This is a genomic window from Bacillus sp. AY3-1 (genome assembly GCF_008368785.1).
GTDB classification, from domain to species: domain Bacteria; phylum Bacillota; class Bacilli; order Bacillales; family Bacillaceae_G; genus Bacillus_A; species Bacillus_A wiedmannii.
Genome location: NZ_QORZ01000016.1, coordinates 431,940 through 453,346, shown reverse-complemented (window position 1 = coordinate 453,346; position 21,407 = coordinate 431,940). Strand labels below are relative to the sequence as shown.

Here is a 21,407-nt window from a genome sequence, read left to right as displayed (position 1 = left end):
ACTTGGAGTGTATAAAAACGAGTGAAGAAAGTATGTAGTTCTTTCCTATTCGGTTTCATTTTCATCATAGATGGTCATTTTATCTCTTTTAATATGAATGTTTGCGTGAAATAAGGACGTACATAAGTTGTTTCTAACGTCGCATTATTTGTTTTATTCATGATACGTTTTAATGAGAATAACCCGTATCCTCTAGCCCCCTCTTTACTTGAATGGTTTTTCTCATAAATTTTTTGCAAATCAATCGCTTCACTCTTTGAACTATTACGCACGATAAAATATTGTCGTGAATCCATTTCAAAGAATGCGATTTGCAATATCTTTTCCTCACTATGTACTGCTTCTTCAATTGCATTGTCTACTAAAACTGAAATGATGCGAATAAATGAAATAACCGTCATCGAAACACTTTCAATATTCTCTGGTATATCGAGCATTATTTTTATTTGTTGGTGCTGGGCAGTGCTAACTTTCGCCCTTAATACACTTCTCACTTCAGGGATATGTACGCGAGATAATTTCGCAATATCAAGTTCATGATCATTTATTGTTTTTAACGTAGGAGCTATAACATCATAGTACACTTGCTCAATTTCTTTCACATTTTTTGTACGTATGCCCTCTTCTAACGATAGTAATATATTCATATAATCATGACGGAAACTAGCAAGCTCATCGTGCATATCCTCTAATTTCTCTACATAATCTAATAACTCTTTATCTAAACGTTTTTCGTGTTCTTCTCGTAACTTTTCTTTCGATAAGTGTGAGCTTATTAGCACAATGATTAGTAATAATAAAAATATAATAATCGCTGAAATATAACTTACTTCACTGTATTGTTGATTTAATTGTGCTAATAACGCAGAAGATGGCTGAGTTAAGATTAGTTCAATAATAAATCCGGCAATTAATAATATATAAGTTACATAGTATAGCGGACTACCTACTATATATTGAGCAATTTTTTGGATTCTTTTACGGGCTACAAAAATACCGATAAAAGTAAATGTCGATACGGTAAGGTGAATCATGCTTCCTGTCCATAAATATAAATTGAATGGCGTTAACATAAAGATTTTCATTCCTAAATCGAAAAGCAACATTTTTACTAACGTTATAATCACCATGCTCACTAGTGCAAAATATACATTATGCTTAAGTTTTAATTCATTTTGCATTAATCCTAAACTTATTAGAAATAACACAATGGTACTATTCAATTCTGGATATCTCGTTACTGTTACGACAATAGCAAGTAAAATAATGAATACTGCACTTAAAGCTATTAACATTCTAACTGATAATCTATTGTACCGTATTAATTTAATATATAAAAACATATGGCTCATACTAGTAAGCAGTATTGCAAATAAATCATAAATATACATTACATCTCACCCTTTAATATGTTACGTACTTTACTCACTAAGCGCCGTGATACTGGAATGCGTTTCCCGCTTTTTAAAACTATCATTTTTTGCTTCGCATCGTAAGAAGACAGTTGCTTCGTATTCACGATATATGATTGATGACAACGAAATAAACGTTCATCTACTAATTCAATTTCTTTTAAAGTCCCATAAAAATAAACAATTCGATCTAACGTCACTAATGCTAAACGGTGCGGTTCATCGGTCATAACATATTCAACTTCATGAAACGGAACCCGCACAGTTGCATTACTATTTTCAACGATAAAGTCATCGGACGGAATAATATGCTTATTACGCGCTTCATATTGGAGTAAACATTGTTCAAAAACGTTACGCCTCTCCTCGTATGGCAACCCTTTATCAATAAAAGTTAAAGCTGATACCATGTATTGATACGAAATAGGTGCAAATTCAGAATGCGTCGTTACAAACACAATAATTCCTTGCGTATCATACTTTCGTATCTCTTGTGCCACTTGTAACCCTTTACGTTCTTCTCTTTTTATCTCTATATCTAAAAAATAGATTGGGACATACCTCGCCTTAGGAATGTTCGTAATAATGTTTTCACTTTTACTAGTTACCTCTATAAAATCAAAAGGCAACATATACTCCTCACAAACCTCTTCAACTAACCGCTTCATTTGCCGTGCTTGTATGACATCATCTTCTAAAATAAAAATACTCATGGGATCACTCGCTTTATTGAAATCTTTTTATCTATAGATTTATCTATAACTATATAATTCAAATTGTTATACTAATCTCCTTCTATGTACTAGATAGTATTAATTTTTATAAAGCATAGAAAATAACCTCTACTTTCAAGCAAAAAGTAGAGGTTTTATTTAAATTATTTATAAAATAACCTCTCTATCAATCACTACCTTAAAAAATTCCGAGTAATGTGCTAAAGAATAATCCGCTACATCACAGTTCCCTTGAAACATACATGTTGAAATACTTAATTCTTTTGCAGGTAATAAATCTAATTCTCTATCACCAATAGCTAAATCAATATTGTGCTTTTTATGCAAATGATCATAAGATAAAGCGTTCGGTTTTCGGGGGAAACCATCGTCAATTGTAACCATGTCTACGAAGTATTTTTCCCAGCCGTAATGATTCAATATAGATAATACCCCCGCTCTATCTTTGTGAGTCATAATTACATTTTTATCGGCAAACTTTAAAACCTCTTCCACTTTTTCAAATGGTTTTATATCTTCTATCATAATGCGACTCTCTAATACATCAATTTCATTTAATTGTTTTTTTGATATTTCATAATAGTCAATTGCGTGTGAAAATGAAACCTTTAAATTTTTATAGATTTCTTCTTCCCTTATTTCCTCCCCTAATACTTGAGAAAGAATTTTTGTATAAACTGGATACGTATCAAATAACGTCCCATCAAAATCCCATAAAATATTCATTCTGTTCACCTTTCTATTTTCTAATCATTATATAACTAAGTTCGCTCCCTTCTGTGGTGTTTCACTTTCTAAATAATAATCCTCTGCTTTCCAATACCTATTTTCAAACTTTGAAAGGTTTTTCTGCGTTTCTTCACTCTCACGTAGAAACCGTGTCTCTCTTGGACAATCTAAATACACCATATAATGAAAGAAATCTCTCCATTCTTTTCTCTGTAGAAAAACACCTTCTATTACAATTACGCCTACTATGGGGATCTGTACTTTTTTCATCTCACTTGAGTCTGTCTCATTATTATAGAACGGTAATTTCAGTTTTGTGTCATTTTGTAACTTCTGAAAAAACTTCTGCCGAAGCCATTCAATATCCCATTGTAAATAATAATACTCATACCATTCTTCATAGCCAGTATGATACCGTTTATTACGTTCTACTATATGATCATCAATATGAAAAATATGGAACGGAATACTTTCTTGTTTCATATTTTCTTTTAAGTTTGTTACAAATGTTGTTTTACCCGATCGACTTAGTCCATCAATACCTAAAATGAACCTATTTTCTTTATGCTTCTTTATAACATTTATAAGCTCATTTGTACGCATTACTTCTTCCACTCTTCTTTTAATAACGAGTATAAAATTGTATCATGAGCAACTCCATTTTGAATCATATGTTTTCGAAGTAATCCTTCTTCTTGAAACCCTGCTTTACTTAATAATTTTTGAGAAGCTTTATTTTCTACATATACAACAGCTGCAATTCTTATAAGTTGTAACGTTTCAAACCCGTAAGTTAAAATCGCCTGTAACGCTTCCGTTGCATACCCTTGTCCCCAATATGTATCATCTAGTTCATAACCAATTTCAGCTCGCTTATGATGCTTGTTTATTAAATGAAATCCGCACGTTCCGATTAATTGGCCCGTACCCTTTTTCTCAATTCCCCAGCGAAATACAGTTCCTTCTTCATAACGATTTTTAAACGTTTGAATAGTCGTTTTCGCTTGCTCAATATTTTCGAAAGAATCCATTCCAAAATAACGTATAACAGATTCTTTTGAAAAATAACGGAACATCATTTCTGCATCTAACAGTGTTAGTTCTCTTAATTGTAAACGTTCTGTTTCTAGTTTCGGAAACCCCATCTCTTTTTCTCCTTCTATTCTAATGAACTGCAAATTTCAATATAATTCCCATCTGGATCGGCAATGTATGCAATTGTTTGTCCCCACGGTTTCACAATTGGTTCAACTAAGATTTTAATACCTTGCTCTCTAAATTGTTCGATTGTTTCTTGTACATGATCAACAACGAATCCCAATTCAAAATGAGAAGATTGTAACTCACCTTCTGTAAGTGGTAGTCCTGTTAATTCTTTCACATCTTGCCTTGTGTTCATCGCTAAAATTGTAGAACCAGTATTAAATTCAATATATGTACCATGCTCTGCTTTTATAGGTAACTGTAAAATATCTTTATAAAATCTTAAACATTCTTCAAACTTTTCTACATATAAAATGATGTACTTCATTTTTAAATTCATTTTACATCCTCCTTTATATCCATCCCTAAAATTTCGACAAATGTCTCATAAAAACCTTGTTCCTTATAGCAACGAGCACAAAAAAATGAGGCCGATTTCTCGGCCCCCCAGCTTATTGGCATAAAACAGGAGATTTGGTTTGGACATAACCAGTTCGTACCTTTATTATATTTTATTTTTTCTGAATTTTAAATACATTAAACACCTATTTATATTGAGAAAGTTTTTTTGGTTGCATAAAATTAATGAGTTTAAGAAATGCTACAAATGGAGGTGTATACATATGGAACCAATGCTATGTCCAAGCTGTAAAACGAACCGTACTCGCTTTAATATTCTTGAGCAACAAGTAAAACCAGTCAAGTTAAATCCACAAACTGGTCAAGTAGAAGAGGAATACACAAATGAAAATATGAATGCTTTTCATATGGCCTATCAAGGACCTACTTACCGCGTCCAATGTGCTGTATGTGGGCTTGTTGAAAATCCAGAACAATTTATTAAACCTGCACAAAATCAGTCTTTCTAATAAAAAAGTTGCTTGTGTTTCAAGCAACTTTTTTATTCTCATTCTACATTTACTTTAGACTCTCTGTAATATTACTTTTCCTTTCAATATAAATAAGCGGATTAGCACAAGTAAATCTATTAACATATGTATAATTATAGATGGATAAATTGATCCAGTTGCAACATATACTCTTCCTAACATAAAACCTAAAATCGTTGTCCCTACTATACCTTTCCACCCTTGATAAAAATGCGCTAAACCAAAAATGATTGACGAGATAACTAGTACCCCTATTATCGATAGCGCTGGGAAAAGCTGTGATAAGTAATTCATCATGAAAGAACGAAATAATAGCTCTTCTGTTACACCTGCTGTAATGCAAATAAAAATCCATAGTATTGTTTCTCGGTAATTATTAGGGAGCATTTCTGAAACATCACTCATTTGTTTCTCTGTATACTTTTGAAAAATTTCACTTTTCTTTAACATAATCAACGGCACTATAAACCCAATGCATACACCTATCCACAATGATATATTCATATTTTTAAAATACTTACTTACCATATGATTAGCAGATGGTAGTTTAAGTCCATACTCCTCAAATGGGATATTGATTGAGTATGATGTTATTAACATAATGATGGCTAACGCCCACAGTAAACTCATTGTTCTTATATAAAAGGAAACTCTTGCATTTTTATTTGTTTGTATATCTTCTTTCAACTTATTGTACAGCCACTTGCCAAGAACCCCTTCACCTAAGGTCAAATATATAAATAAAATAGTCAAAATAATCATGTTAATCCCCCTTTCTATATTTTTAAAGGATTTCTTTTTTTAATTTTTTTATCTTCCAAAATAACCTTACAAATATATACACATACATACAACCTAAAAATCCAATTACACCTTTTATCAAAAGTGGAATCCTAACTTCCGAAGAACTTAGGAAACTAGGAGTCATGCATAGCATTGCAAATGAAAAAACAAATACAAGAAATGTAAATAAGTCTTTAAACTTTGCAATTTTCGTCTCTTTTTCCGAATATATATCTGGCAACTCGTTATCATCACCTACTTCTTTGCAAAAGTAGTGCCATTTGGTGAAACTAGTTACATGTTTCCAACCACACATTTCATATAATTCAATATATTCTTTTTGTTTTTCCTTTGAATCTCTATAATCCATTCTAAAATCGGCTTTATAGATTATATCTTTCGGCTCAGTTTTCTTAAACGTATACATCATATTATAATTTTGTAGCGCCCATCCTTTTTGATGCATTTTCCGTAAAAAAGCTTCTTCTTTTTCTAAACTCCATGCCGCGAAAAATTTCAATACCTTCTTTGTCTTCATCTTCTATTCACTCCCCTAATATACTATTTCCATTCCTTACAGATCTCTGCAACCTGTTGTACTCTAGTTCCAACACTTCTCTCCCAAAGGACGTCAACTCATAACACTTCTTTCTATCTGTAGAGGCAACTTCAACTATTAACTTCTCTTTTAGTAACTTCGTCGTATTCCCGTATAAAGTACCAGGACCGAGTTTTACTTCTCCATTTGTCATCTCTTCTACCATTTGCATAATTCCGTACCCGTGCATTGGCTTTACTAGTGACAACAATATGTAATATGTCGCTTCAGTTAATGGAATATATTTTTGCGCTTTCGCATTCATTATAACTACCTCCGATACATCGTTACTTGATATATCGACTTACGATATATCTTATATCGATATTGTATAACTACATTCTAAAATATGCAAGTATAATTTAATACTTGTATATTTATTTCTTTGAATTTAAAAATAGTATCAATTTTCTGAATGAATTGTTAAAATATAGAAATATCCGTTTATATTTTGAAAGGAATGATACATATGATAAATAAATTGAAAGAAAACATAGGATCGGTTTTTGTAGGTAAAGGAAATGTTATTGATCTATTACTCGTTTCATTGCTTGCTGATGGACATGTACTGCTTGAGGATGTGCCTGGTACGGGGAAAACGTTACTTGCGAAAACACTTTCTAAAAGTATTGGTGGTAATTTTTCTCGTGTCCAATTTACACCGGATGTACTTCCGAGTGATGTAACAGGTATTGAATATTTCAATCCGAAAACGAGTGAATTCGAATTAAGACTTGGGCCCGTTATGACTAATATTTTGCTTGCGGATGAAATTAACCGCGCTATGCCTAGAACACAGTCTAGTTTATTAGAATCGATGGAAGAACGACAAGTAACGCTTGAAAAGCAATCTACTCCTCTTCCGAAACCGTTCTTTGTTATTGCGACGCAAAATCCAATTGAATCACAAGGAACGTTTCCTCTACCAGATGCACAGCTTGATCGTTTTTTAATGACAATTTCAATTGGTTATCCGGATCCTGAAGATGAGTTAAAAATGATGCGTCGTTTCCGTAGCGATGTACCACTAGAAAGTGTCACATCTGTTATTTCTTTAGATGATATTTTAGAAGCACAGAAACGAGTAAAAGAAATTTTCGTATCAGAACCGTTAGAACATTACATTATTAAACTTGCTCACGCTACAAGAAATCATGATTACATTGCTAATGGTGTAAGCCCGCGTGCCACATTAGCTTTAGTACGCGCAGTTCAAGCACTAGCCTTTTTACGCGACAGAGAATATTGCACTCCTGAAGATATACAATTTTTAGTTCCTTCTGTTTGGAATCATCGTATCGTCTTATCAATGGAAGGGGCATTACGCACGACAAAAAATGAAATTATACAAAGGATTCTAAAAGAAGTTGACGTACCAGTGGAGATTGAACAAACATGAATGGACAGCGTGTTGTAACTGTACCTTTATTTTTCCAACTTCATATTATTCAATTAAGTGTGCCAGGTGCTATACTATTCACATTTTTTATGCCACAACGAATCATTATGTTTTTCTTTTTCTTCTACTATTTATTTGCGATTTTTATTTATAAATATGTAGCTTACATAGAGAAGAAATTTGAAGTTATAAATGAGAAACAAACTACTCGGCTTTTTCCTAATGAATCTGGGCAATTTTTTATTCATTTAAAAAACGGAGCAAATATACCACTCGTTAACGGCGTTTGTTATTTCCATTTAAATCCGTCCCTACTACCACAAAAAGATCAAGGAATTGAACAAATATCAAAAACACTATTCTCTTTCCCGTTTTCACAACCTGCTCATTCGGCGCAAAAGTGGGATTTAACATTAACCGCAACGAAACGTGGTGTGTTTCAAATTGAACAGTTCGAATGTGTCTTGAAAGATCCTTTTCATCTTTTAACTGTACATTTGCCTATTTTTGATAAATTACGGACTGAAATTATTGTGTACCCTTCTCCTAAAGAAGTAGCAGGCTTACAAGAACTACAGCAACTTTTAACCGGATCTTATCGAACGAATTTTTCTTTTTACAATGATGAAACATCTATTATCGGTGTTAAACGATATGAACGTGAGTCTTTCCGTTCTATTCATTGGAAAGCATCTGCTAAAATGCAAGAATTACAGGCGAAGCAATATGAACCTGTAAAAAATTATAGTTGGACGATTTGTCTTTCATTAGCTGCTGATCGCGGGTTTGGTTGGAAAGATAATATAGAAGACCTTATTTCATTTGCAACATACATTTGTCAATACGCAACGAAGCATCAAATACCGTTTGAACTATTTATTAGTGTATTAGCTGAAGGTGGTCCTCTGCACTTACCATTAAACGAAGGGCAAACACATTACGGAATATCTTTAGAGGAATTAGCGCGTATTTCAGATGATAGTACTTTACTTCCGAAACAAGGATTTCTTCATTATGTAACGAGAAAAAGAGAACGATCGTCTACAATGATATACATTGGTTTACAGAGAAATGAACTCCCTCTTCTCTCTCAGCCTACGTTTCTCATTACTAACGAAGGGATGGTGGAAAAGCTTGAAAACTTGGCTTTATCACGTTAATGACTTTATTCTGCTGCTCCTCCTTTCGTTATTAACGGAAAGAGATGAACTCATCGGCATTGTTATATTTTTAGCAACAGGCTATATTGGAGTATTTCTTATTCATAAACTAATGAAGAAAAAAACAACAGGTTTTGTCATACTGTTAATGACTCAAATAATTGGTTGTTCTATCTTTCTCCCTTTCTCTCTGCTTGGCACAATTATGTTACCGCTTTTCTTCTTTATCGTACATATAGTCGGGCCTGGATATCCAGTTCAAAAATCGTTAGGCGGCATAGTTTGGTTTAGTATTTCAGCCATATTTTATGCACCCTTTCCACCTTTGTGGAAACTATTACTTTTAGTTTTACACATTATGATTACATTTTGGTTAACCGGGATAAACCGTAATCAACAGTTATTACGTTTCGCTTCTCTTATTACGATTGGAATAATTAGTGCATTCCTTATTCCTATTTTCCCATACATTCGGCTTCTTTTTTCTTATGTCGTACAAGTAGTTGCTTTAGGATTTGGATACGCCATTAATCCGTTATTTTCGGCAGCTGAATCAAAAGAAACTGACGATTTTTGGTCGAATAAAGGGAATTTAAAAGATCCTCAAATTAAAGATGAATTTGGACATCGTGCTTTTGATCCAACACTTATAAATAGCATTACAATAATAGTCTGTACAACCATTGCTATTTACGTCGTTTGGAAAATAATAAAAAAACGAAAACAATTCAGTTTACCAAATATGCCTGCCTTCGAATCTACTATCATTACTGATAAAGAAGGTATGAGCCAAAAACGTTTGAAACAAAACAAACCGCCACATAACGAAATTCGAAAAGAAATTTTCAAACTTGAAAGTAAGTTAACTCCTCCTTTAAATAGAAAACGAGGAGAAACTGTTGAAGCATGGTTAGGACGAATAAATAGTGAAGAAGATGTAAATATTGAGAGTCATATTGTTATAGATGCTTATAATACAGTGCGTTATTCAAATGATGAAAACACCGTACTGTTACATGAATTTAAGGAAGAGATTCAAAAACTCTATGCATATCAGAAGCGTTTGAAGAAAAGAAAGAAATAACACAACAAAAAGACTCCTATTTTTTCATAGGAGTCTTTTTATACTTCCACGTTACTTGTTAAATTGAAGCATTCTTCCCTGCTTCAATTTCTAACGACTCTTCATGCCACCAAAGTGTTTCTTCAGGGTCTTCTTTAGCGATTTGGTGTGCTTCTTTTTTCGTTTCTACTGTAGGATATGAGCCTTTTAGCGCACGTCCTGAAGTTGTAACGAATAATACACTAAATGCGACTAAACCAATAATACTTACACCTGCTAAATAAAATGCTGGTGCAAGCGGGTTACCAGTAGCATGAACTAAGTATGAACATACGAGCGGTGTTGTTCCACCGAATATTGATACAGAAATATTAAATGAGATCGAAAGTGCTCGATAACGTACATCAGTGAAAAATAGTGATGGTAATAATGAAGGTAGCGTTCCTTCATATACACTTAGGAAGAATCCTAAAATGAAAATACCTGCAAATATAGCAGCAATATGTCCGTTACCTATTAATAAAAATGCTGGAATTGCAAATACAGTTAAACCAAGTAAACCAATTTGCACGACACGTTTATTACCAATTTTATCACTTAATTTACCGAAATATAATGCAAGTGGAATCATAAGTGCCATCGTAATTGAAATAATTAATAAGCCAGTTGTTTCTTTGACTTTAAGTACTTGAGTTAGATAAGAAGGAATATACGAAAGAATCATATAATTCGTAATATTAAAGAAGGCGACAATTACTGTGCTTAATAAGAAGTCTTTTTTGTGATATTTTAATATATCCATAAATGAAAATTGTTCGTTGTCTTCAGATTCCTCTTGTGCTTTTTCCATCTCTTCAAAGATGGGAGATTCATCTAAATGACGGCGTAAATATAAACCGACCAAACCAATTGGTGCAGCTATTAAGAAAGGAATACGCCAGCCCCAGCTGAGCATTTGCTCATCTGTTAACAATAACGTCAAAATGGTAACAATTACCGATGCAGCAATGTAACCTGAGAGTGTTCCAATTTCAAGACCACTACCGAGTATACCACGCTTTTTATCTGGAGAAGATTCTGCGATATAAACCATTGCTCCTGAATATTCGCCGCCTGTAGAGAAGCCTTGAATCATTCGGGCAACTAAAAGTAGTATTGGTGCCCATACACCAATTTGTTCATAGGTTGGTAGTAATGCGATGAATAATGTAGAAAGTGCCATTAAAATAATAGTAGTACTTAACACGATTTTTCGGCCGTACTTATCTCCTATTCTACCAAAGAATACACCTCCGATTGGTCGAACGAGAAAGGCTGCTGCAAATGTACCAAATGTAAGTACAAGTTGCAATCCACTATTATCAACACCTGAGAAGAATAATTGACTTAAAATAACCGCTAAATACGCGTATAATCCGAAGTCAAACCACTCCATTGCATTCCCTATACCAGTAGCAACTACTGCTTTCCTGGCTTGTTTAGAATTGACAATATTAACGTCTTGAGGTTCAAAATTTAAATCATTATTTTGTTGCATATAATAAATCAGCTCCTTTTTTAATTTAACTTCTTTAAGCACACCTTCTCTTATTGAATAAAATTAATTCGAAGCACTTAAGGAAAATCAACGTCTCCTTGTCTGTTATTATTATTTCACATAATTAATTATTTGTCCAATTAAATGCTCTTTTTGTATAAATTTACACCCTATTTAACTTTTTATAAAATGAAGTTTAGGCTATATAATATATACCTTTACACTACAAATGAACCTTTCATTTATTTATATTTATAACGTTTCTATAATTGCTTCCTATAACTTAGAAACCAGTAACTTTTACTAAAGATTTGCATATATTTAAAAAGTGAACTCATTAGCTCGAATTCTGTTTTATTACATTCAACTATAATATTATTATAGTTTTAAAGGAGGCTATTTTATGTTGGAAATAATACTTTCACTTACTACTGTTTCTTTTCTCTTAATTATTTCTGGATTTTTCATTACCTTAAAACAATATAAAGAAATTAAAAATATAAAGACTATATTAACTACAAAAAAAGAAAATGAGAAAACTCCATCCGAAAACTCCATCCCTCTGCAATTAGACCTTAGCGTTCTCAATAATTTACTCGCTTCTGGAATAAATAAAGGTTCTAATACAAGTAAAGAAAATTGTGAGTCTGATAAAACTAAATGATTGTTATGCTTATAACAAGAAGAAAATATATCTCCTCTTTTATCTAATCTTATTAACAACTACCTCTGATTAAAAAGGAGACTGCTTATGTGTAAAAATTCAATTTCTATTATTATCCCCATACAACATAAAATAAAAAATTTACCTAAAATTTTGAAAGCATGTGAACAACTACAACCTTTTGAAATTATCCTTACTATTATCAGTAGTGTCGATGATTCTATTGATATTGCGCGATCTTACAATTGTGAAATTATTACACTAAAAGAGCCGATAGAATCTACTAATTGTTATGTAATTGGTGCAAAAAAAGCAAAGGGAGAGTACCTCTTATTTTTAGATGAAAATTACATTATTCACTCCTCCTCACTTATACAATTTCTTCAACCATTACTAAAAAAATCGGCTGACGTCATATTAAATAATTTAGATAATTTTTTCTATCAAAAACAACAGCCAAATATAGCAATGATTTGGCAGCAAGTTACGAATCATTTTTTTCATCGCCCAGATTTAAATGTTAACTCCTTATTATTTCCTCCCTATGCAATGACAAAAGAAGTACTTGAGGTAATTACTTCAGATAGTTTATCAAATCCAATATTGGCACAAATGAAAATTATTGAACATAAATTTCGGATTTGCGATCAATTAAACATTTCTATCCCTCAAGTTCCCTTTTTTCCTTCAACTCAACTCATTCATTATCATCTTGCAGCCATTGCAAATTGGATCAATCTAGTGCGAGATCAAAGAGGAAACTATACCGATAATAATCGAAAGCGGGATATTATTTTAGGGCTTCACAACGGGGAACAAAAATTCACTCCAAAAATAATTACAGGTAAAGAGTTTTATTCGAATACTTATGGAGATAAACAATTATCAGTTATCATCCCTGTTCAAAATGAAGAAAAAACGATAGAATCTGTCATTTTTGAGGTGCAGAAATTAAAACCTTTTGAAATTATCGTTATTGTTAATGGATCAACAGATAAAACAGAGGAATTGGCGAAGGATTGCGATGCAACAGTTATTAGTTACGAAGAAGCACTTGGAAATGATACGGGACGTGCTGTTGGTGCCTATTTTGCCAAAGGTGACATATTATTATTTATAGATGGAGATTTCTTAATTTCTAGTTGTGATTTATTACCATTTGTACAATCTATTCAAAATGGCACGGACTTAGCTTTAAATAAACTAGATTACTACTATATGTATCGTCTCCCCTATTCTATCGTCACCGCATGTAAATATGCTATTAACTTAGCATGTAATCGGAAAGATTTAGGTATGGGATCCACAATTGCTGTCCCTCATGCTTTGAGTCGAAAATGCATTCATACAATTGGGTTTGATTCACTTCTTTCACCAACCTTAAGTCAAGTTAAAACAATTTTAGCAGGCTTTCATGTGCAAAATGTCCATTCTGTCGACGTCGATAAAATGAATCGTGTTCGACCTGAAAAACACTTCTCTGAGCAAGGTTGCCTTTCATTAGCAACACAACAAATCATTGGTGATCATATAGAAGCAATTTCTTACCTGATCGAACAAAAAATGAGGTAAAGAGTGCTTTTAATTATACATCCTGCCTACTAAATAATATATTATCTCATTTTTAATATATGACAGAATAAAAAAGATGGTTTGTAACCATCTTTTTTATTTTTACATCAGCTCAAAAGAAAAGTAGAAGGCAGGCTTTTCATTTCTTATTTTCTTAAGAAGTTTGAAAAGAGAGGCTTGTTAATGAAGATTCAACACTTAAATCATCTTTTAGTGCAATTGAGAAACATGCAACTAATGGTAAAGTAATAACAATTGATCCACTAGGACTAATTACAATTGTAGGACTTGTCCCACATGTGCCCCCACAATCCACTTCTGCATCAATTCCACTACCAGGGGTAATTGTAATTTTAAGACACACATCTAAACAAACATTATTCGTAGTACATGCCATAACTCTCCCTCCTTTCTTTTAACAATATATGCAGTTTATCGAATTTAGACACGACTCTCCTACTAATTTTTATAAATTAGCTGCTATTTTCTTATCAGTTTTATATATATTTAATTTATTATTAAACTAGATAAATTAATTAATAAATTCAGATCATCTTTTACTGAAATAGAAATACATGCGGTAAATGGTATTACATTAAAATCAGATGAAAATTCATAATTACACCTTAGAGATATTTCTGCCCCAACATTTGGATAGACCTTAATTTCTAAATACATATTAAAACACCTTTTATTGATGTAAGAAAAGGTATTCCCTCCTTACTTGCATCTGATATTAAGTTATATAGAACTTATCGTTACTTCTTTATTTATTTTTTACTTGATATACTTAAAATAAGTTAAAATAAAAAAGTAAAAACCTCTTCATGTATTTTAAGAAGTTTTTACTTTTCACTTACACCTGAACCAAAATGGTAACTTCTTTAAATTTTGTTTTCATTCCAATACTCAACTTATACTCTATCCGTTGCTATTCTACGCTTATTAGTAAAGTAGCTTCCAAATTAAAATAAATCTTTAAAATCCCTATTCTTTATTAAATAAGAAAGCCCTTCTACATGATCTCCAGTAATTCTCAATACAGCCGGTGGATGTCCTACTGTTGCAAAGTGCTCATTTGGACGAATACGATTTGGTTTCATTACATCTACAAAATGGACACATTCAACTTTATATCCTTCTAATATTGCCTTTACTTGCGCAACACACGCTGTATGAAGAGTATCCCAGCCAATTCCCTCTAAACATTTTCGACTAATAGCGTGGGGAACAGCAATTGTGGATCCCACACCTAAATCTTTACGATTACAAGCAATATTCAACATATATTTATATAAATTTACAATATATAGAGGAAATCTAAGATTTAAACTTAAATCATTTAAAACCATATCAACACCATCCGCAACAGCCTGCGTTAACGGATGAAGGTCTTTTGCTGGAATGGCAAAATCAGCATCACTAAAGAGAAGTATATCCCCTGTGGCTTTTTGTGCACCAATTGCCCGTCCTACATCATGTCCTAATGCTTCTTGATAAACAATTACTGTTGCTCCTAATTGTTTTGCGATTACTTCTGTCTGATCTGTTGATCCATTAATGACAACAATTATTTCTTTCGGTTCAACTTTTCTTGCCTCAAGAATAACTTCTTTAATTGTCGCTTCTTCATTTTGTGCCGGTATAATAATTGATAACTGTTTTCCATTATAAATTGATGAATTCATACCCCACCCTTTATGGAAACGCGAATAATTCTTTTGTTTTTTTAGCTGCTCTATAATTTCTCTTTTTCTTCCTCCATCTGTATAGTTACCTCTATCATCTTTTCGTTGTAACCAACTTTCCAAAGCTTTTACATTCTCTTTAATCTCACATACTTCTAATTTAGTTAATTCATTTTTATAGAAAGAGGTTTTGTTTGCGGGTATATTATTCAAGGAGGTGTTAGTGATGGCTGACGAGGATTGTAGTCGCCACCCTTTCTCAATAAGAGTTACTTGGGACAGAATAGGGTTCTGCAAGATATCATATCCAATGTCTTCAATTGCTTTTTTAGTAATAGCATATGGCATAGATAACATCGAATCATATTTTAAATCCATACGCCCCAATACATCGTTTACTATTTTTCTATACACCATAGCAATGCTTGGCCATTCTACTCTCATCTTTTCAAAACATACAGAGTCTATGTTATTCAAGATTACATCCTGTTCCTTTTTTATTAGTGGTTCTATAAATCGTTCTAATTCTACCGAAAAAATAACATCTTCTCCATTTAAAAATAAAATTACATCTCCATTAGCGATTTTCGCCCCATAAACTGGTGCTTTCCATTTATTTTTCTCTTCAATAACAACAACGTTACTCTCAACAAATGTAGGTATGGATTGTATCGCACTCATTCTATCATCAGCTACAATGATAATTTCTAATGGTTTTATATGGTGCACTTTGTTTAAAATTTGATTCAATTTCGATTTTTCTTCTCCTAAAACTATAACGACTGACAGTGCCACTTCTTTTTGCTCTTTTTTTACAGTCTGATTAGGCTTTACTTTTTTTATATATTCAATTGTTTCACTCTTACCTACCGCTGCATGCCCTGCTTTTTTATCGAAATATAAGTCTATTACAATTTGATTTACTTCTGTATCTTTATCCAGTTGTTCTAATTCAGAAATGAATGGTATTAAATGATTTTGCACATCAAATTCACACGCGAAATTTTGCAAAAAATAAATATTCGGTACATATTTAATGTGATTAAAAAATTTCACAACATTAATTCTTTCGCCAAATTTCTCCTCAACTTCTTCTCTTGATAAACCTGGATAAGACAAATCGAAAACTAGATTTATTGGTACAGGTATCCATTTTAATAAATTTGTTTGAGGATTATTAATTAAAACTGTGGAGCCCTTAACGAATCCAGCTAAAATTAAAGACATAAACCCTCCCCCGGAACTGCCATAAAACAACACATTTTTCGAATCAATTTTTAACTTTGTAAATAATATTTCTAAAATATTTGCTATATCTTGTAAGTAAAATCTATCTAACTCCCCTTGTCCCCAACCTAAAGATAATTTCCCAAGATATAATGTAGGATCATTATAATATATAACAGTATCTTCAAACTCTTCCATCCAAGAATGTCTATGAAAAATAGGTGGACCAATTGGCTGCTCTTGAAATCCACCTGCTCCGGATCCAAAAACAATAGTGTTAGAAGCACCCGGCTTAATACGAATTAAAAATTCATACGTTACTTTATCCCAATCAACCTTGAGTATAAATGGTTCTGTAGTTTGAAAATCCATTTGCCATAATTCTTCATATGAAATGTTAATTTTTTTGTACTGGTCTAACAGTTCAATCACCCTTTCCATCTATTTCAAGATGTTCTATTAAGTAAGAGAGAGCTTCAACGTGATCACCAATTATTCTTAATACCGCTGGAGGATGTCCATTGTGACTTACATTCTCCATTAAACGAATTCTATTCGGTTTTACAACATCAACGTAATGTACACATTCTACTCTATACCCTTGTAATATAGCTTTTACTTGTGCAAGACTAGGGCATAGTAAACTTTCCCAGCCTATTGCATCTAAACATGATCTACTCATAGCATGTGGAATTGCTACTAATGAGCCATTACTTAATTCTGGACGATTATATGCTAAATTAAGCATATATTTTACGACGTCTACAACATAAAACGGAGGATGTAACATCGGATTCAAATCATTTAATGCTATGTCTACACCAGCTGAAACTGCTTTTGTAAAGTGATGCAAATTACTTCCTGAAACACTAAAATCACCATCAATAAATAAAAGAATATCTCCTGTAGCTTCAAGCGCTCCAATAGCACGTCCAACATTATGACCAAGTCGTTCGTTATATTTAATAATAGTGGCACCAAGTCTTTTAGCAATATCAGCTGTATGATCTGTTGAACCATTTACAACGACAATTATTTCTAGCGGTTCTATTTTTCTTGCTTCAAGTATTACTTGTTCTATAGTTTCTTCTTCATTTTGCACTGGTATAATGACAGAAAGTTGCTTCCCATCATAAATTGATGAATTCATACCCCATCCTCGATGATAAGAAGGATATCGCTTGCATTCACCTAACTTTTGAATAATATCTCTTCTTTTTCCTGCATCAGTAAACCCTACTCTTTTTCCCTTTTTCTCTATCCATTTAGAAATACCGATTAAATATTTTCCCACTTTCTCCTTTTCATTTTCTGACAATTCTTTTTTAGCTAAATAACCTTCCTCTTCTAACGTTTCATCTCTAGATAACATTTTTATTGCATATTGATCGTTAATCCGCCAGCCTTGATTCACTATGTTCATATGAGCTAGAACGATATCTTTTATATAATCAAAGCCGATATTTACCACTACTTCTTTCGTAAGTGCATATGGTAATGAAAGTATTGAATTGCTTTTTAAATCTGGTCGACTTAAAATTTCATTTAACATTTTTCTCCAAACAATATCCGTATTTGGACATTTACCAACTTCTATAAATTTATCTATTTTGTTTAATACTACATCAGCCTGATTTGTAACAACTGGCTCAATAAAATTCTTCATTTCATTTGAAGATAATAAAAAATTACTATCTACAAATAACAATACATCTCCTTTAGCTGCCTTTACAGAAGCTTCATACCCATCATAATACGTACTATATTTATCCATCAAAACAATATGACATTTATGTTTCTTTGCTATTTCATACAAATTACTTCTATCGTTAGGAACGAAAATTATAATTTCAAGAGGATTTAGCTTCCATATAGATTGAATTGACTCTTCTAATATTTGCTCTCTTTCACTATACAAAATAATAACCGTTAACGATTTCATTACACGCCCCCTTTACACATCATGTGACATAAAATATTAAGTATTACCATTTCCTATGAATTTGCTACTTTATTAACATATTCAAAAGTGAATTATACTGTGTAAAAACAACCGTCTATTTTTGAAAATATAAGTTCTACACTCGCTTCCTTCCTCTTATCATTGTGTGTTACAACAATCCCCATTTAAAAACAAAAAAAGCCCTAATTTCTTTAGGACTCTTTTAAACTAATTTATCAATATTATTAATTTTATATACTACCTTTTTCCATGTTATACCGCGATCTTTTGTATTAAATATTTCTTTTTTATTACACGCCCAACCTTTACGCCGATTAAAAAAATGCAAACAAAATACATTTTTTATCAATGGATTACTTGATACTTTGATCCATTTTGATCCTTTTTTTATTATTTGATATACACTTCCATTTTCACTATTTATAACCCAGCCATAATAGGAACTAAAAAAAGAAACAGCCACTTTACTAGTATTTATTGTTTTATTTGAAATATGCCACGAATTCCCCTTATCAAATGAGTAATTCATTAAAAATTTATCATCATTCATTTTAGTTGGTATTACTAATAGTTTATTTTTATAGATTGCTTTATAAGCCATAGCAGTCCCAGTATTAATCCCTTCAAGACTTGGAATATCTTTTATAGCTTGCCAACTTTCCCCACCATTTATTGTTTTAAATACCGTTGATGTTTCATATTGTTTTTGTAATGAAATAAATCCGACTAAATCGTTTATAAATGTTATCCCTGAAATACTATCACTAATACTTATATTTTTTATTACTTTCCAAGCTTTCCCTTTCGTTTTCAAATAGTATAAATTATGTTCAAATTTATTTGATGCAAGCTTTCTAGATAATACAATCCATATACTATCCATATTCGTAGCATGCAATTGCACTTGAACATCAGTCGATTTCTCCCACTCTTCTTCAACCGGTAAAATAAACTCACTCCATCTTTCCCCTCTATTAACTGTATAAAATATAGCTGGCAATAGATCGTCATTCGTTTTTGTTAAACCATATGCCCAAGAGCTTCGAGCGTTTATTGGATATGCAAATAATACAATTGAATTTAGAGGATTAACAACATCCCATTCTACTCCTCCATTTCGAGTATATAAGATGGCTTGCTTTTTATTTGTATATTGAATACTAGCCCAACCATATTTATCCGTTCTCATTTGTAAAGAAGTAAATTGAATATCATTATTTTCCAATATATCACCTCATTCTTATTATTTATATATTCGTATGCTATTATTTTCAAAACGTTCTATCACTCGTTGTTAGTACCACTCGTTTTATCTACTATCTTTATATTTACTTTCTCTTTTCTTCAACAGTAAAATATCATTCAATCATGTATCAAATATAATGAAATTCCTTCTATTTTTTTCGTTATCATTTACCAACAACTATATTTTACAAAATTCAACAATAAAAAATGCACCCCAATTGTAAAAATATTTCTAACAATTAGAGTGCACTTTATATAAAATATTGCTTTTAACTTTTAAGCACTTACTACAGCAGCAACTTTATCCACACAAGAAATAAATTGCGTAATAAATGCATCAATTTCTTCTTTAGTAATTATATATGGCGGAAGTAAACGAATGATGTTCCCTTGTGTTACATCAACTAAAATCCCTTTCTCCATTAGCTCTACCTGTAATTTCTTTACATTTTCATTCGTATCATTCAAACTAATTCCAAACATCATACCAGCATGGCGTACTTCCTGAATATAATAAGAATTTTCTTTCTGAATTTCTTGCAATTTATCATTTAGATAGTGTGACGTTTCATACGCTTCTTGCATTAAACCATCGTCAATCAATGTGTTTAATACCGTTAACCCTAAAGCGGTTCCCATTGAAGAATGAGCAAACGTTGTGCCGTGATCTCCTGGTGCAAACACATCACATAACTTTTCACCTACAATAATTCCGCCAAGCGGTATCCCGCCTCCTGCTCCCTTACCAATTTGAATAATATCCGGAGTAATATTGAAATTTTGATAAGCAAATAGTTTACCAGTTCTCCCCATACCACTTTGAACTTCATCAACGATAAGAATAACATTATATTTATCACATAGGTTTTGAACACCATGTAAATATTCACTTGATAAAGGGTATATCCCCCCGCTTCCTAATACAGGCTCTAGCATAATCGCAATTGGATTTTCTTTAACGATTGTTTCTTCTAATTGCTCTATATTCTCACGCTCTACTTCATATACCGGAATCGATGTTTTAGGAAAATTTTGATATACACTTTCTTGTCTCGTAAAATGAAGTGCTCCTAACGTACGTCCGTGGAAACTATTTTTCAGCACTACGATTCCTTCACGTTCTACACCCGTATTAGCTCTATATTTATCAATTAATTTTAATGTCGTTTCTGTCGCTTCCGTACCAGAGTTTGTAAAAAAGACCTTTCCGTTTTTTAAAGAGCAGTCAACTAATTTCTTTGCATACTCAATCGCAACTGGATTTAAAAAATGAAATGGAAGATGCAACGATTTCGTAACTTGTTCCATTGTCATTTGCACGATTTTCGGGTGATTGTATCCTAATACATTCACTCCGACACCAGAAAATAAATCTACATACTCTTTACCATCCACATCATAAAGCTTGCACCCTTCTCCTCTTTCTATCGCAACCTTCGTACGACAGTAAGTAGGCATCATATATTCTTTATCTAATTGAAACCAATCCGACATTTTAAATTCCTCCTAGTTATTTTCCCTGTTTATTTATGTTCATTCT

The 21,407-nt window shown here is 32.3% G+C and carries 21 protein-coding genes; 6 read left to right on the top strand and 15 right to left on the bottom strand.

Going from position 1 to position 21,407, the window contains the following annotated elements; translation table 11 throughout:
* Positions 1-74: 74 nt before the first annotated feature.
* The 6 genes from DN389_RS13625 to DN389_RS13600 form a co-directional block, all read right to left on the bottom strand.
* Positions 75-1,391: a GHKL domain-containing protein gene (locus DN389_RS13625; protein ID WP_149237265.1), complete on the bottom strand. Its 1,317-nt coding sequence runs from the start codon at positions 1,389-1,391 to the stop codon at positions 75-77.
* Positions 1,391-2,125 (bottom strand): LytR/AlgR family response regulator transcription factor, encoded by a 735-nt coding sequence (locus DN389_RS13620; protein ID WP_000021642.1) that lies wholly within the window; start codon positions 2,123-2,125, stop codon positions 1,391-1,393. Before DN389_RS13620 ends, DN389_RS13625 begins: the two co-directional genes overlap by 1 nt.
* A 168-nt stretch (positions 2,126-2,293) precedes the next feature.
* On the bottom strand, positions 2,294-2,872 hold the full coding sequence (locus DN389_RS13615; RefSeq protein WP_060487197.1) for an HAD-IA family hydrolase: 579 nt from the start codon (positions 2,870-2,872) through the stop codon (positions 2,294-2,296).
* A gap of 27 nt (positions 2,873-2,899) precedes the next feature.
* Positions 2,900-3,478 (bottom strand): kinase, encoded by a 579-nt coding sequence (locus tag DN389_RS13610; protein ID WP_149237264.1) that lies wholly within the window; start codon positions 3,476-3,478, stop codon positions 2,900-2,902.
* Positions 3,478-4,020, bottom strand: coding sequence for a GNAT family N-acetyltransferase (locus DN389_RS13605; protein WP_088063816.1), 543 nt, complete (start codon positions 4,018-4,020; stop codon positions 3,478-3,480). Before DN389_RS13605 ends, DN389_RS13610 begins: the two co-directional genes overlap by 1 nt.
* A gap of 14 nt (positions 4,021-4,034) precedes the next feature.
* Entirely contained in the window at positions 4,035-4,418 is a 384-nt protein-coding gene (locus DN389_RS13600) for a VOC family protein (protein WP_001049855.1), read from the bottom strand.
* Positions 4,419-4,701: 283 nt separating this feature from the next.
* On the opposite strand from DN389_RS13600, the gene DN389_RS13595 reads away from it, so the two are divergent.
* Positions 4,702-4,947, top strand: a complete 246-nt coding sequence (locus DN389_RS13595) for a hypothetical protein (protein WP_000433606.1) — start codon at positions 4,702-4,704, stop codon at positions 4,945-4,947.
* A 54-nt stretch (positions 4,948-5,001) separates the two neighbouring features.
* On the opposite strand, the gene DN389_RS13590 is transcribed toward DN389_RS13595, so the two are convergent.
* The 3 genes from DN389_RS13590 to DN389_RS13580 are packed head-to-tail and all read right to left on the bottom strand — an operon-like array spanning position 5,002 to position 6,614.
* The gene (locus tag DN389_RS13590) at positions 5,002-5,730 is read right to left on the bottom strand and encodes a CPBP family intramembrane glutamic endopeptidase (RefSeq protein WP_149237263.1); all 729 of its coding nucleotides are present in this window, start codon (positions 5,728-5,730) and stop codon (positions 5,002-5,004) included.
* A gap of 22 nt (positions 5,731-5,752) precedes the next feature.
* The gene (locus DN389_RS13585) at positions 5,753-6,289 is read right to left on the bottom strand and encodes a DUF2812 domain-containing protein (protein WP_088122446.1); all 537 of its coding nucleotides are present in this window, start codon (positions 6,287-6,289) and stop codon (positions 5,753-5,755) included.
* 7 nt (positions 6,290-6,296) lie between these two features.
* A complete protein-coding gene (locus DN389_RS13580) occupies positions 6,297-6,614 on the bottom strand; it encodes a PadR family transcriptional regulator (protein WP_016087371.1) in 318 nt (105 codons plus the stop codon).
* Between the two features lie 204 nt (positions 6,615-6,818).
* Here DN389_RS13580 and DN389_RS13575 point away from each other — a divergent pair, with 204 nt between their 5' ends.
* Genes DN389_RS13575 through DN389_RS13565 form a run of 3 tightly spaced genes read left to right on the top strand, consistent with a single transcriptional unit; the run spans position 6,819 to position 9,992 of the window.
* Entirely contained in the window at positions 6,819-7,748 is a 930-nt protein-coding gene (locus DN389_RS13575; RefSeq protein ID WP_088122447.1) for an AAA family ATPase, read from the top strand.
* Positions 7,745-8,908: a DUF58 domain-containing protein gene (locus tag DN389_RS13570; protein WP_149237262.1), complete on the top strand. Its 1,164-nt coding sequence runs from the start codon at positions 7,745-7,747 to the stop codon at positions 8,906-8,908. The genes DN389_RS13575 and DN389_RS13570 overlap by 4 nt, the downstream gene beginning before the upstream one ends.
* Complete coding sequence (locus DN389_RS13565; RefSeq protein WP_149237261.1) at positions 8,883-9,992, top strand: DUF4018 domain-containing protein; 1,110 nt, start codon at positions 8,883-8,885, stop codon at positions 9,990-9,992. The genes DN389_RS13570 and DN389_RS13565 overlap by 26 nt, the downstream gene beginning before the upstream one ends.
* A 58-nt stretch (positions 9,993-10,050) precedes the next feature.
* Here DN389_RS13565 and DN389_RS13560 read toward each other — a convergent pair whose 3' ends face one another.
* Positions 10,051-11,508, bottom strand: a complete 1,458-nt coding sequence (locus tag DN389_RS13560; RefSeq protein ID WP_088123013.1) for an MFS transporter — start codon at positions 11,506-11,508, stop codon at positions 10,051-10,053.
* Between the two features lie 403 nt (positions 11,509-11,911).
* Here DN389_RS13560 and DN389_RS13555 point away from each other — a divergent pair, with 403 nt between their 5' ends.
* Together DN389_RS13555 and DN389_RS13550 are read left to right on the top strand one after the other, a co-directional pair.
* Positions 11,912-12,172 (top strand): hypothetical protein, encoded by a 261-nt coding sequence (locus DN389_RS13555; protein ID WP_000889750.1) that lies wholly within the window; start codon positions 11,912-11,914, stop codon positions 12,170-12,172.
* Between the two features lie 87 nt (positions 12,173-12,259).
* Positions 12,260-13,744, top strand: coding sequence for a glycosyltransferase (locus DN389_RS13550; protein ID WP_149237260.1), 1,485 nt, complete (start codon positions 12,260-12,262; stop codon positions 13,742-13,744).
* Positions 13,745-13,898: 154 nt separating this feature from the next.
* Here DN389_RS13550 and DN389_RS13545 read toward each other — a convergent pair whose 3' ends face one another.
* The 5 genes from DN389_RS13545 to DN389_RS13525 all read right to left on the bottom strand — a co-directional run bounded on the left by DN389_RS13545 (position 13,899) and on the right by DN389_RS13525 (position 21,361).
* A complete protein-coding gene (locus DN389_RS13545) occupies positions 13,899-14,141 on the bottom strand; it encodes a hypothetical protein (RefSeq protein ID WP_000752473.1) in 243 nt (80 codons plus the stop codon).
* Between the two features lie 568 nt (positions 14,142-14,709).
* Positions 14,710-17,031, bottom strand: a complete 2,322-nt coding sequence (locus tag DN389_RS13540) for a bifunctional glycosyltransferase/dipeptidyl aminopeptidase/acylaminoacyl peptidase (protein ID WP_149237347.1) — start codon at positions 17,029-17,031, stop codon at positions 14,710-14,712.
* A gap of 52 nt (positions 17,032-17,083) precedes the next feature.
* Entirely contained in the window at positions 17,084-18,601 is a 1,518-nt protein-coding gene (locus DN389_RS13535) for a glycosyltransferase family 2 protein (RefSeq protein WP_149237259.1), read from the bottom strand.
* 223 nt (positions 18,602-18,824) lie between these two features.
* A complete protein-coding gene (locus DN389_RS13530; protein WP_149237258.1) occupies positions 18,825-19,847 on the bottom strand; it encodes a hypothetical protein in 1,023 nt (340 codons plus the stop codon).
* 296 nt (positions 19,848-20,143) lie between these two features.
* Positions 20,144-21,361 (bottom strand): aspartate aminotransferase family protein, encoded by a 1,218-nt coding sequence (locus tag DN389_RS13525; RefSeq protein ID WP_149237257.1) that lies wholly within the window; start codon positions 21,359-21,361, stop codon positions 20,144-20,146.
* Between the last annotated feature and the right edge of the window lie 46 nt (positions 21,362-21,407).

Coding starts and splice junctions, on each gene's coding strand:
- DN389_RS13585 (WP_088122446.1), bottom strand. CDS start 6,289: ATGAAGACAAAGAAGGTATTGAAATTTTTCGCGGCATGGAGTTTAGAA.
- DN389_RS13600 (WP_001049855.1), bottom strand. CDS start 4,418: ATGAATTTAAAAATGAAGTACATCATTTTATATGTAGAAAAGTTTGAA.
- DN389_RS13550 (WP_149237260.1), top strand. CDS start 12,260: ATGTGTAAAAATTCAATTTCTATTATTATCCCCATACAACATAAAATA.
- DN389_RS13575 (WP_088122447.1), top strand. CDS start 6,819: ATGATAAATAAATTGAAAGAAAACATAGGATCGGTTTTTGTAGGTAAA.
- DN389_RS13610 (WP_149237264.1), bottom strand. CDS start 3,478: ATGCGTACAAATGAGCTTATAAATGTTATAAAGAAGCATAAAGAAAAT.
- DN389_RS13580 (WP_016087371.1), bottom strand. CDS start 6,614: ATGAATGCGAAAGCGCAAAAATATATTCCATTAACTGAAGCGACATAT.
- DN389_RS13560 (WP_088123013.1), bottom strand. CDS start 11,508: ATGCAACAAAATAATGATTTAAATTTTGAACCTCAAGACGTTAATATT.
- DN389_RS13545 (WP_000752473.1), bottom strand. CDS start 14,141: ATGGCATGTACTACGAATAATGTTTGTTTAGATGTGTGTCTTAAAATT.
- DN389_RS13625 (WP_149237265.1), bottom strand. CDS start 1,391: ATGTATATTTATGATTTATTTGCAATACTGCTTACTAGTATGAGCCAT.
- DN389_RS13540 (WP_149237347.1), bottom strand. CDS start 17,031: ATGGATTTTCAAACTACAGAACCATTTATACTCAAGGTTGATTGGGAT.
- DN389_RS13555 (WP_000889750.1), top strand. CDS start 11,912: ATGTTGGAAATAATACTTTCACTTACTACTGTTTCTTTTCTCTTAATT.
- DN389_RS13615 (WP_060487197.1), bottom strand. CDS start 2,872: ATGAATATTTTATGGGATTTTGATGGGACGTTATTTGATACGTATCCA.
- DN389_RS13570 (WP_149237262.1), top strand. CDS start 7,745: ATGAATGGACAGCGTGTTGTAACTGTACCTTTATTTTTCCAACTTCAT.
- DN389_RS13535 (WP_149237259.1), bottom strand. CDS start 18,601: ATGAAATCGTTAACGGTTATTATTTTGTATAGTGAAAGAGAGCAAATA.
- DN389_RS13525 (WP_149237257.1), bottom strand. CDS start 21,361: ATGTCGGATTGGTTTCAATTAGATAAAGAATATATGATGCCTACTTAC.
- DN389_RS13595 (WP_000433606.1), top strand. CDS start 4,702: ATGGAACCAATGCTATGTCCAAGCTGTAAAACGAACCGTACTCGCTTT.
- DN389_RS13620 (WP_000021642.1), bottom strand. CDS start 2,125: ATGAGTATTTTTATTTTAGAAGATGATGTCATACAAGCACGGCAAATG.
- DN389_RS13590 (WP_149237263.1), bottom strand. CDS start 5,730: ATGATTATTTTGACTATTTTATTTATATATTTGACCTTAGGTGAAGGG.
- DN389_RS13605 (WP_088063816.1), bottom strand. CDS start 4,020: ATGGGGTTTCCGAAACTAGAAACAGAACGTTTACAATTAAGAGAACTA.